This is a genomic window from Candidatus Eisenbacteria bacterium (assembly GCA_016235265.1).
GTDB lineage: Bacteria > Eisenbacteria > RBG-16-71-46 > RBG-16-71-46 > JACRLI01 > JACRLI01.
This window is the reverse complement of record JACRLI010000030.1, coordinates 80,705-92,796: the sequence shown is the minus strand read 5'-3', so window position 1 is coordinate 92,796 and position 12,092 is coordinate 80,705. Positions and strand designations below refer to the sequence as shown.

Below are 12,092 nucleotides of genomic sequence, written 5' to 3'. Positions count from 1 at the left end.
GCACCGGCTCAGGTACGCGGACTGAGGCTGTCGAAGCGGGAAAGTGAAGCGGGGAGCCGTTGGGCTCCCCGCCAGACACATTCTTCGAAGCACAACCTAACACAAACAGACAGAATACGTTGCGCGGGAATCTCCGGCCCTGGGAAGGTCCAGACGCGGCTTGACCCACGCTCAATGATACTTTAGTATACCTCTCACTATGCCCTCGCTCGACCCCCTGGTTGACAGCACCGTCACCCACTACACCGTCCGCCAGCGTCTCGGGAGCGGCGGAATGGGGGTGGTGTACGAGGCCGAAGATTCCCGCCTCGGGCGCCGCGTGGCGCTGAAGTTCCTGCCCGACGATCTCAGCCAGGACGGCCAGATGCTCGAGCGCTTCCAGCGCGAGGCCCGCGCCGCATCCGCGCTCAATCACCCGGGTATCTGCACGGTGTACTCCATCGAGCAGCACGACCGGCGTCACTTCATCGTGATGGAGCTGCTGGAGGGACAGAACCTGGCGCAGCGGATCGGCCGGCAGCCCTTCCCGCTGGAGCAACTGCTGGACCTGGGCATCCAGGTGGCCGACGCGCTGGAGTCCGCGCACGCCAAGGGCATCGTCCACCGCGACATCAAGCCGGCCAACATCTTCGTGAGCCCGCGCGGGCAGGTGAAGATCCTCGACTTCGGCCTGGCCAAGATCGAGAGCCCGCGCCGCCCTTCCGCCGACGCAGCGCCGCCCGCCTCGTCCCTGGAGACGCTGGTGTCCCGCGACGAGCTCACGCTGCCCGGCACCGCCCTGGGCACCGTCTCGTACATGTCGCCGGAGCAGGCCCGGGGGCAGCTCACGGACGCGCGCACCGACCTGTTCTCGCTCGGCACCGTGCTCTACCAGGCGGCCACCGGCACCGCGCCCTTCCTGGGTGAGACTTCCGCCGTGATCTTCGACGCCATCCTCAATCGCGACCCGGTGCCGGTCACGCAGGCCAACGCCTCGCTGCCGCCCGAATTCGGGCGGATCCTGGACAAGGCGCTGGAGAAGGACCGCGCGCTGCGCTACCAGTCGGCCACCGACTTCAAGACCGACCTGGCGCGGCTCAAGCGGGACACCGAGTCCGGGCGCCAGCGGGCCGCCGACGGCGGCGAGGGCCGCGCGGCCCCCGCCCCGGGCGATCGCTCGGTCGCGGTGCTGTACTTCGAGAACCTGAGCGGGGTGAAGGAGGACGAGTACTTCCGCGACGGGGTCACCGAGGACATCATCACCGAGCTCTCGAAGATCCGCGGGCTCAACACCTACTCCCGGCCCACGGTGCTGGCGTACCGCGACAAGCAGGTGACGCCCGCCCAGATCGGGCAGCAGCTGAACGCCGCCTGCGTTCTCACGGGCAGCGTGCGCCGGGCCGGCAATCGCCTGCGGATCAACGCGCAGCTCATCGACACGCGCACCGACTTCCCGCTGTGGTCCGAGCGCTACGACCGCGAGATGCAGGACGTGTTCGAGGTGCAGGACGAGATCGCGCGCAAGATCGCCGAGGCGCTGCGGGTCACGCTCTCGCCGCAGGAGCAGGCGGCCCTCGCGGCCAAGCCCACCGAGAATCTCCAGGCCTACGACCTGTTCCTGCGGGGCAAGAGCTACGCGCGCCGGATGACGCGCCAGGACCTCGAATTCGCCCTGCAGATGTTTGAGAACGCCGTGGCCCTGGACCCCGGCTTCGCGCTGGCCTACGCGGCGATCGCCAACGCCTGCGCGCACCGCCACTTCAACTACGGGCGCGACGCCGACTGGATGCAGCGGGCCGTGGCCGCCGCCGAGAAGGCGGTGGCGATGGGCCCCGACATCCCCGAGGTGCAGGTGGGCCAGGCCTGGGTGCTGTACGCATCGGGACAGCACGACGAGGCGGTGCGCATCGTGCGCAAGGCGATCGCGCACAAGCCCGACTGCGAGGGCGCGTACTACCTGCTGGGTCGTGCGCTGTTCGCCGCGGGCCGCTACCAGGAGGTGGCGGACATCGCCGACATCGCGCTGGAGGTGAGCGGCGAGGACTACAACGTGTACGTGCCCATCGAGAACGCGCTCGGTGCCCTGGGCAAGGAGGAGGCGCTCCGCAACGTGAGCCAGCGGCTCATCGTGGCGCTGGAGAACCACCTCCAGCAGGTGCCCGAGGACGCCCGCGCGCGCATCCATCTCGCCGGCGAGTACGCCACCATGGGCCGCGGGGAGGACGCCGTGCGCGAAGCCACGCTCGCGATCGTGCTCCGCCCCAACGAGGCCACCGTGCAGTACAACGCCGCCTGCGTGTTCTGCACCCTGGAGCGCAAGCCCGAGGCCCTCGACGCGCTGAGAAAGGCGTGGGAGAACGGCTTCCGCGAATCCGCATGGGCCCGCCGCGATCCGGAGCTCGCCGTCCTCCACGGGGACCCGGAATTCGAGAGGCTGTACCCTGGGGTCTAGGCCCGCGCCCTTCCGTTTGTCGCCTCCCTCGAAACTCTGCTAGCCTGCCACCGGACCCTGCGTCATCCGCCCGCCGCGCCCCGCGCCCCGGGCCCTTGCAAAACCGAACCAGGAGATCCCCATGACCGGCCGCTGGATTTCCGCGACGATCACCGCCGCGCTCCTCCTCGGGTCGGCGGGCGTCCTTGCCGCCGCCGACACCACTGCCGTCCCCCGCGCGGCCGTCCAGGAGCGCGCCGACCGCTTCCTCGAGATCCTGAATGCGGGCTACAAGGCGCTCTACACGGTGGAGCAGGGGGCCCTGTGGGATGCCGCCACCGACGTCACGCCCGAGCACGACGCCGCCTCCACCGCGGCCGGCAAGGCCCGCGCCGCGTTCTGCGGCAACCCGGTGCTCCTCCGCGAGTGCCGCGAGCTGCTCCGGCACGAGGCCGATCTCACGCCGCTCACCGTCCGGCAGCTGCGGCGCGCGCTGCTGAATGCGGCCGAGGGCCCCATGACCAACCCGGCGCTGGTGACCGCGCGCATCGAATCCGAGACGCAGCAGGCCTCCACGCTGAACGGCTTCACCTTCAAGCTCGGCGGGCAGCCGATCACCGCCAACGACATTGACGGGAAGCTGCGCGACCTCACCGGCGTGCCGGAGCGCCTGGCGGTGTGGGAGGCCTCCAAGATGTCCGGGCCGGCGCTCAAGCCGGGTCTGGTGAAGCTGCAGGGCCTGCGCAACGGCGTGGCGAAGGAGCTGGGCTACACCGACTACTTTTCGCTGCAGGCGGCGCTTCACGACATGACCACCGCGGAAGTGATCCGGATGCACGAGGACTTCCTGCGCGAGCTCAAGCCGCTCTACCAGCAGCTGTACACGTGGGCCAGGTACGAGCTGGCGAAGAAGTACCGGCAGCCCGTGCCGGAGCGCCTGCCCGCGCACTGGCTGCCCAACCGGTGGAGCCAGGAGTGGACCGCGTTCGTGGAGGTCCCGGGCCTGGACGAGGCCTTCAAGTCGAGGAGCCCCGAGTGGATGGTGAAGACCGCCGAGGCGTTCTACGTGGGCATGGGCCGCAGGCCGCTGTCGCCGGGCTTCTGGAAGAACTCCGATCTCTACGAGCTGGCCGCCACCGAGAAGCGCAGGAAGAACACCCACGCCTCGTGCTGGAACATCGACCTCGAGGACGATATCCGCTCGCTGATGAACGTGAAAGCCGACGAGGACTGGTTCGGCACCTCCCACCACGAGCTGGGGCACGGTTACTACGACATGGCCTACACGCGCCCGGAGGTGCCCTACCTGCTGCGCACCGGCGCCAGCCCGGCGTTCCACGAGGGCTTCGCCACCGTGGCGGAGATCGCCGCCCGGCAGACGCCGTACCGCCGGCAGCTGGGCCTGCTCCCGCCGGGGCGGTCCGGGGACGACATCACGCCGCTGCTGCGCGACGCCCTGAGCACGGTGCCGTTCATGTTCTGGGACTCCGGCGTGATGACCCACTGGGAGGCCGACCTGTACGCGCACGATCTGCCGCCGGACCAGTACAACGCGCGCTGGTGGCAGTACGTGCGGGAGTACCAGGGCATCGACCCGCCCTCGCCGCGCGGCGAGGAGCTCTGCGATCCCGCCACCAAGACGCACATCAACGACACCCCGGCCTACTACTTCTCCTACGCCATGGCCAGCGTGTTCGCCTACCAGGTGCACGACCACATCGCGCGCAAGATCCTCAAGCAGGACCCCCGCGACTGCAACTACGCGGGGAACAAGGAAGTGGGCGCGTTCCTGGAGAGCATGCAGAAGTACGGAGCCACGAAGGACTGGCGCAGCATCCTGCGCGAAGCCACCGGGGAGGACCTGTCCACGCGGGCGATGGTGGAGTACTACAGGCCGCTGATGACCTGGCTGGAGAAGCAGAACAAGGGACGGAAGATCGGGTGGTAGGGGCCGGAAGACGGGAGCCGGGCGCGCATCGCGGGCCCGGCCCCATTCGCCCCTGACCTCCGCGCGGGCCGGCCGGTGCCTACCGCGCCGCGCCTCCTCCGGCCAGCGTCCACACCGTGCCGTACGCCAGCCGCGCCAGCGCCTCGAACAGCGGCCGGTTGAGCGTGGACGGCGTGTCGGTGGGCAGGTGCAGGTGCGTGTAGCTGAACTTGGAGGCGAAATACAGGTTGGGGATATGGGCCTCTTCGAACGGGGCCGCATCCGCGCCACCGCCGGCCCAGGTGGCTTCCACCATGCGCCGGCCCGACGCGGAGTCCAGGTCGCGCGCGACGGACCACAGCCGCGGGTAGGACTTGCCGCCGCCCACCTGGATGGAATCCCCGTGCCCCACGCAGTCCATGTTGACGTAGGCGACGATGCGCTCGGCCGGCACCGGGGGGCGCTCCACGAAACGCCTCGCACCGTACAGCCCGGCCTCCTCGGATGAGAACAGCGCGAAGATGATCGAGCGCGCGCACGGTTCCGTCCCCGCGAACGCGCGCGCCAGCTCCAGCACCGCCGCAGACCCCGAGGCGTTGTCATTGGCGCCCGGGAAGTACAGCGAGTCCCCCTGGCTCCCCACGTGGTCCAGGTGCGCGCCCACCACCACGTACTCCTGCCGCAACTTCGGGTCGGCTCCCGGAAGCAACGCCACCACGTTCACCGAGGCCTGGGAGGCGTGGTAGCGCGCCTTCACGCGCACGTGGACCGAGACGGGCAGCGTGTGGGAATCCGGGGACTTCGTGGAGTCAATGCGCGCCTTCAGGTCCGCGGGATCCAGTCCTGCCGCCCGGAGCAGCTCGCGCGCCACGGACTCGTCCACCTGCATGACCGGGAAGTTCTCGTCCTGTGGGCCGTCGCCCTCCAGCATGCTGGCGATGGGCTTCTGCGGGTGCTCCTGTCCCGGGACGGGCACGATCAGCAGCGCCCGTGCCCCGTGCCGCGCGGCGGCGCGCGCCTTGGGGCGCGGCAGGGTGCTGCCGCCCCACCCGGCGCTGTCCACGCGGAAGGGCGGGGCCTCCTTGAACGCCAGCACCACCTTGCCCTTCGCGTCGAGGCCGGCGTAGTCGTCGTAGCCCTGCTCCGGGCGGGAGACCCCGTAGCCCGCGAAGACCACCGGCGCGGTGAGGTCGCCCGAGCCGGTGAGGCCGCGGCAGGCAAAGTCGGGCCCCAGCTTCAAGGCGCGGCCCGGGCCGTCGCGGGGGACGAGCTCCAGGCCCGCGTCCAGCACCTCGTTGTACTCCACGTTCAGCTTCTGGAAGTAGCCGTCGTCGCCGGCGGGCTTGAGACCCGCGGCGCGCAGTGCCTCCGCCATCTCCCGGGCGGCCCGCATGTAGCCGGGACTGCCGGCCAGGCGGCCCTTGAGCTCCGGGCGCGCCAGCCGGGTCACGGTGCGCATCAGCGCCCCGCCGCGGATCCGACCGGCCCCCGGGACGCCGCCCCGGGGAGTCCCGGGCAGCGCGCCCGGCGCCCACCACGTGGTGTCGCGCGGCGCGGGGGAGGGGACCGTCCCCGTCGGTGTGCGCGGCAGGTCCGCCGCGCCGGCCACCGAAACGGCGAACACCAGGCCCGCCAGCGCCAGGCGTGGCGTGCGGATCACCTCAGGCCGCCCTGCCTGCCTTGCGGCCGTCGATGCTGCGGGTCACCACGATGAACACCATCATCGCCGCGAAGGAGATCGCGCCCACGATGGCGAAGGCGTACCACAGGTAGTGCGCGTGCGCGTAGGCGTCGGGCATGGGCGCCTGCCCGGCCAGCGCCAGCGCGTGCTGTTGCTGCACCGCCGCCGGAAGGCTCTTCGGGTCGGGACAGTAGGCCTTGAGCATGTAGCCGGCGAAAATGAACCCGAACAGCCACGCGAAGAAGGTGTTCATGTGGGCGTAGCCCAGGTACAGCCCCTCCTGGCCGCGGGGGGCCTGCCTGGAGGCGAACTCGAGGTACTTGGGACTCAGGAAGCACTCGGCGAAGCCCTGGATGGCGATGCCCAGCACCATCATCGCGGTGATGGGGTGCACCGACATGCCCAGGATGTCCAGGTTGCCGTGGAACAGGTGCGAGGCCGCCATGCTGAGCGAAGACAGCGGGATCAGCAGCATGGCGAAAGAGATCGAGAGCTCCGGCGCCCACTTGCGCACCAGGTGCGTCACCAGCACCACGCACAGCACCACCACCAGCGGGTTCACGTTGGCATACCACTCGGGTTTGTACGTCTCGCCCGCCATGCGCATCACATAGTCGGGCATGGACGCGTACAGCTGCCCCTGGATGGCCCAGAATCCGGCGGTGATGAGGATCAGCGAGGTGAAGCGAAGGTTGCTCATCGCGGTGCGCATGCCCTTGAGCGTCTCGGCGACGCTCCGCGGGCGGGCCTCGCCGTCCTCCTTGGGCCAGTACAGCAGCGCCACGATCATCAGGGCCACCACGGCGGCCGCGGCGGAGAAGTACGGGACATTGTGGACGCCCAGCTGGATGCGAATCGGCGCCACGATGGTCTTGCCGGTGAAGGAGCCGATGTTGACCATCATGTAGAAGATGCTGAAAGCGCGCGCGCGGTTGACCTCGCTGGAGGACTTCGCTGCCGTGCCGGTGATCACCGGCTTCACGATGGACCCGCCCACCACCACGCAGAACAGCCCCGCCAGCACCGGGCCCAGGTCGTGGAACACCCCCAGGCTGCCATAGCCCACCGCCAGCAACGCGAAGGCCAGCAGCAGCGAATTGCGGAAGCCCAGCCGGTCCGCGGCCGCGCCGGTGAAGAACGGGAAGAGGTAGATGAGGGCCCCGAAGAGACCCGCGACGAAGCCCGCCTGGACGTCGTCCAGGCCGACCACGCGCAGCAGGTAGGTGCGCAGCGCGATGAAGGTGCCGTAGTAGGCTGCGCGCTCGCACAGCTCCACCCCGTTCGCGGTCCAGAACGCGCGCGGGAAACTCCAGCTGGTCTGGGTCACGGTCTCGGTTCCGGGCCGCGTCTGCGTCACTGCCATGGGCACCTCGTAGGGCAGGCGCGCAAGCCCGCCGATCCCCGATCGAACTCGTCCCTGGCAGGCATGGATGCCTGCCTGCGTCCCATCGAACACGTCTTTGGCGGGCATGAATGCCCGCCCTGCGTCACTTGGTGAACACCCCGAACACGATCATCATGGCGATGAACACGCCCATCAGGCTCTCGCCGGCGATGAGGCCCGAGCTGACGGGCACCACGTAGCGCTGCGCCATCGCCGGGTTGCCCGCCTGCATCACGCGGGCGATGAGCGCGCCGAGGAACATCGAGACGGCGTTGCTGCCCGGGATCACCATGGCGATCCCGAGGCCCGAGGGCGAGGGCACCAGGTGGCGGAGGCGCTTCGGCGTGGTCTTCTCCATCACCGCCAGCCCGGCCCCCAGCAGCAATCCCACCACGATGCCCATCTTGGCCATGGCGTCCATGCCGCCCACGCCGCCGGCGAAGGCCTTGGACACCCCCGCCCACACCAGGCACGAGGGGGCCGGCCAGGCGTCGCTGCCCAGCACCGAGGGGTCGGGGAAGAGGAGGTTGAACGCGGGCACAACCACGGCCGCGCCGGCCACCACCCCGAAGAGCTGGGCGTAGAACTGCACCCGCGGATTGCCGCCCAGCAGCCAGCCGGTCTTGAGCGTGGTGAGCAGATCGGCCGCGTGCAGACCGATCCCGCCGGTCACGTTGGCGCTCATGATGTTGCCGGAGAGGTTGCCGGGAGTGATCACGCCGTACACCAGTTGCGTGACGGGTCCCAGCGCCTTGGTGGGGGTTACGTCGGTCTCGCCGGTCACGCGCGAGGCGACGAAGCCCATCACCACCGCCAGCGGCACGGCCACCAGGCCCGCCCACCACGGGATCTGGAACAGGAACGTCATCAGCACCACCACGATCGGCCCCAGCACCACGAAGCCCGCGGGGAACCACCACCCGGGGCAGTCCACCGCGTCCATCGGATCCGCGACCGCGCCCGCCTTCTTCTTCGAGAACATTCCCGTGAGGCCCGAGAACGAGCGGGCCACGCTCTTCCAGTCCATGGCGAACGAGGTGAGCCCCGCGGCCACCAGGATGGCCGCGCCCGGCCAGACCGTCCAGCCGACGATGGCCTTGTACGACACTTCGGGGATCATGCCGCGGGCATGGAGCGAAGGGGCCAGGAATCCGTAGGTCAGGACCCCGCCCAGCAGCAGCGACCACCCGGTGCGGAAGCTCATCAGCGCGCCCGCCCCCAGCATCACCACCTCGGTCTTGAGCGCCAGGGTCCAGTCGGCCGCCGGCCTTCCCGCGATCTGGAACGGGAATGGGAAGGTCGCGGGCAGGTGGGGGTAGGGCAGCCACGCCGCCTTGGCCTCGCGGAACCACGCCACGCCCGCGGCGAACAGCGAGGCCAGGCCCAGCGCGCGGGCCTGCTTCTTGCCCGCGTCGTCGGACGTGGCCTCGTCGCCGTGGCCGTGGAGCGCGCGCAGCGTCTCCGCGGTGGCCGTGCCGGTGGGGAAGGCCAGGCCTTCCTGGTTGATGAGCTGGCGCTTGATGGGAATCGCGGTGAACACGCCCAGTGCGGCGATCGCGCCGAACCACGCGATCATCGGCACCGCGGGCGGGCGCACCGTGGTGACCATGAGCAGCGCGCCAAAGGCGGCCATATTGCCGCCGCCGGTCATGAACCCGGCGCCGGAGGCCACGGTGGTGAGCGCGTTGTTCTCCAGCGCCGTGAGCGGCCTTCGCGAGAGGCGGACGGCGGCCATCATCTCCCAGAACGCATACGCCAGGATGGCCGCGGTGATGGTCACGCCCATGGACCAGCCGGTCTTGAAGAACACGTACAGGTTGGAGAAGCACATCACCGCGCCGATGGCCATGCCGGTGAGCACGGCCCGCACCGTCAGCTGCGGCACTCCGGGGCGGTAGGTGTTGGCTAGCCAGTTGCGTTCGGGATCGGCGGCGGGATCTTCGAGGGGACGGACACTGATCGGCCTGGCCATGCGGTCCTCGTGTCGTCAGTGGTGAAGGGTGCTCGCGAGCGCCGGGGGGCCGGCTCCACGGCGAATGCCGCATTCTAGCAGGTGGCGAGGACCGACTCCACCCGCGAGATGCAGGCTGCCGGGCGCCGGCCGGCGGGGTTCCGCGTGCGGGTCGCCGTCTTGCCGAACGCCGGGCGTGGCACCGCGCACGCCGCGGCTTCCCGGCCTTCAGGGCGTCAGCGCGTCGTCCGCACGAATGCCAGGTTCCACTTCGCCGCCTCCATCACGGTGTCCGAATCGAAGTCGTATTCGGCGTTCGCGCCGGTGAGCCGGAGTGTGTCCGCCGCGAGCGTCACCGACCACGCCCATGACCACGGCGATCCGGACGGAGTGAGGGTCAGGATGTCGGTGCCGACCAGCCACCGGCCGTTGATGACGGCGGGCGCGCCGCCCGCGGGCGTCACGGAGTACTGGAAGGTGCTGTCCGCGCGCAGCGCCAGCGTGGCGGTGCCGCCGGCGGACACCAGGTCCACGCGCGCGGACGAGCCCGTGGCCGCGTACTCGACCTTGGTGGCGTTCCAGGTGCCGGTGATCTCATCCTTGGGTGGGGCGGTGATCTCGCTGCTCCCGCACGAGAGCACGAACACCGCCAGGAGCAGCAGGGCTGCCGGGAGAAGGCGCTTCGCGGCCATGGGGCGACCTCCTTGGAAGTTGTGGTGGGTTCCGGTCCAGCCTACTCCGGTCCGGCCCGCGGTCAAGCGTGCCGCGGCGGGCGGGGCCCGCCGGGCCAGGAAGCGGCCGGCGGTCCCGGCGCGGCCTGCCGGCACCGCTCGCGGTCCGCCGGCCCAAGACGCGGCCTGGCCGATGCGCTAAACTCGCGACGATCGCCAAGGGAGGTGGGTGCATGACGCTTCGTCGGAGCCTGTGGGTCGCGTTGGTGCTGGTGGTCGTGGGGCTGCTCGCCGCGCGGCTGCTCTTCCGCACGAGCCCGATCGCGGTGGAGGTGGCCCCGGCCGGGTACGGGCCGGTGGAGGACCTGGTCGCCAACAGCGAGGCGGGCACGGTGAAATCGCGCGCGCAGGCCCGCCTGGGGGCGGAGCGCGCCGGGCGCGTGGCCGCCATCCCCTTTCGCGAAGGGGCCCGGGTGAAGGCCGGGGACGCGTTGGTCCTGCTCGACGGCTCCACCGCGCGCACGCGCCTCGCCGCCGCGCAGCGCGACGAGGAGGCCACCGGCGCCGCGCGGGAGGTGGCGCGCGCCGCCGCCACGCTGGCCCGCCAGACCTACGATCGCGTCCGCACCCTCAAGGCCGGCGACCTTGCGTCGCAGGAACAGCTGGACCGGGCGATGGCCGATCACGGGCGTGCCGACGCCGAGACTCGCGCCGCCGACGCGCGGGTGGCGAGTGCCGCGGCCGCGGTACGGCTGGCGAAGGACGAGCTGGATCACATGGAAGTGCGCACCCCCTTCGGCGGCGTGGTCACGCGGCGCCTGGTGGAGGTGGGCGAGCCGGTGGTGCCGGGCCAGCCGGTGATGGAGGTGCTCGACCCCGACCGCCTCTACGTGAGCGCGCCCATTGACGAGCGCGACGCCGCGCGGCTCAAGACCGGCCAGCCGGCGCGCGTCACCGTGGACGCCTTCCCCGGAGTCACCTGGCAGGGACGGCTGGTGCGCGTGGCCCCGATGGTGGAGTACCTCAAGGAGCAGAACCGCACCATGGAGGTCGAGGTGGAGCTGCCGTCCGCCCCGGGAAAGCCCGCGCCCAAGCCCGGCATGAGCGCCGACCTGGAGGTGATCCTGGGGCGGACCGAGCGCGCGCTGCGGGTGCCCAGCTCGGCGGTCATGGAGGGCCGGCGGGTGCTGGTGCTGGACGGCGGCCGCGCGGCGGCGCGCAACGTGACCGCCGGGCTGAAGAACTGGGAGTGGACCCAGGTGCGCACCGGCCTCAAGGAGGGCGAGCGGGTGATCACCACGCTCGACCGGCAGGGCCTGCACGCCGGCTCGGCGGTCAAGGTGGGAGCGGCCGGGAAGTGAGCGAGGAGCTCCTGCGACTGGAGCGGGTCTCGCGGTTCTACCGGCTGGGCGAGACCGAGGTCCGCGCGCTCGACGGCGTGTCGCTGCGCGTGGAGCGAGGCGAGTTCGTGGCCCTCATGGGCTCCTCCGGCTCGGGCAAGTCCACGCTGCTCAACATCCTCGGCCTCCTCGATGCGCCCACCGCGGGCACCTACCTCCTGGAGGGCAGCCCGGTGCACGGGCTGTCCGAGGACGAGCAGGCCCGCGTGCGCCGGCACACCATCGGCTTCATCTTCCAGTCCTACCACCTGGTGCCGCGCATGACGGCGGCGCGCAACGTCGAGCTGCCGCTGATCCTGGCCGGCGAGGACCCCGCGGCGCGGCGCGAGCTGGTGCGCGAGGCGCTCGATTCGGTGGGCCTGGCACCCCGCGCCCACCACCGGCCCGACCAGCTCTCCGGCGGCGAGCGGCAGCGCGTGGCCATCGCGCGAGCCATGGTGATGCGCCCGCGCCTGCTGCTGGCCGACGAGCCCACCGGCAACCTCGACTCCCACACCGGCGCGGAAATCGTCGCGCTCATCGAGCGCCTGCACCTCGGCGGGCTCACGGTGGTGCTGGTCACGCACGATCCCGGCGTGGCCTCGCACGCGGGCCGCCTGCTGCGCATGCGCGACGGCAGGTTCGTGGACGGGGACCCGCCGTGAGGGGCGCCGACCTGCTGGACCTGG

At 70.9% G+C, this 12,092-nt stretch carries 8 protein-coding genes; 4 read left to right on the top strand and 4 right to left on the bottom strand.

What is annotated here, in order from left to right:
• Positions 1 to 199: 199 nt before the first annotated feature.
• Positions 200 to 2,431 (top strand): protein kinase, encoded by a 2,232-nt coding sequence (locus HZB25_14490; protein ID MBI5838442.1) that lies wholly within the window; start codon positions 200 to 202, stop codon positions 2,429 to 2,431.
• A 121-nt stretch (positions 2,432 to 2,552) separates the two neighbouring features.
• Positions 2,553 to 4,358: a M2 family metallopeptidase gene (locus HZB25_14485; GenBank protein ID MBI5838441.1), complete on the top strand. Its 1,806-nt coding sequence runs from the start codon at positions 2,553 to 2,555 to the stop codon at positions 4,356 to 4,358.
• Positions 4,359 to 4,437: 79 nt separating this feature from the next.
• Here the strand turns inward: HZB25_14485 and HZB25_14480 are convergent, their stop codons facing one another.
• The 4 genes from HZB25_14480 to HZB25_14465 all read right to left on the bottom strand — a co-directional run bounded on the left by HZB25_14480 (position 4,438) and on the right by HZB25_14465 (position 10,045).
• On the bottom strand, positions 4,438 to 5,997 hold the full coding sequence (locus HZB25_14480; GenBank protein ID MBI5838440.1) for a M28 family peptidase: 1,560 nt from the start codon (positions 5,995 to 5,997) through the stop codon (positions 4,438 to 4,440).
• Position 5,998: 1 nt separating this feature from the next.
• On the bottom strand, positions 5,999 to 7,381 hold the full coding sequence (locus HZB25_14475; GenBank protein ID MBI5838439.1) for an MFS transporter: 1,383 nt from the start codon (positions 7,379 to 7,381) through the stop codon (positions 5,999 to 6,001).
• 124 nt (positions 7,382 to 7,505) lie between these two features.
• Positions 7,506 to 9,374 (bottom strand): OPT/YSL family transporter, encoded by a 1,869-nt coding sequence (locus HZB25_14470; protein MBI5838438.1) that lies wholly within the window; start codon positions 9,372 to 9,374, stop codon positions 7,506 to 7,508.
• A gap of 215 nt (positions 9,375 to 9,589) precedes the next feature.
• Positions 9,590 to 10,045 (bottom strand): hypothetical protein, encoded by a 456-nt coding sequence (locus HZB25_14465; protein MBI5838437.1) that lies wholly within the window; start codon positions 10,043 to 10,045, stop codon positions 9,590 to 9,592.
• A gap of 212 nt (positions 10,046 to 10,257) precedes the next feature.
• Between HZB25_14465 and HZB25_14460 the strand changes: the two genes are divergently transcribed.
• Together HZB25_14460 and HZB25_14455 are read left to right on the top strand one after the other, a co-directional pair.
• Positions 10,258 to 11,385 (top strand): efflux RND transporter periplasmic adaptor subunit, encoded by a 1,128-nt coding sequence (locus HZB25_14460; GenBank protein ID MBI5838436.1) that lies wholly within the window; start codon positions 10,258 to 10,260, stop codon positions 11,383 to 11,385.
• A complete protein-coding gene (locus HZB25_14455; protein MBI5838435.1) occupies positions 11,382 to 12,068 on the top strand; it encodes an ABC transporter ATP-binding protein in 687 nt (228 codons plus the stop codon). Before HZB25_14460 ends, HZB25_14455 begins: the two co-directional genes overlap by 4 nt.
• The last annotated feature ends 24 nt before the right edge of the window (positions 12,069 to 12,092 follow it).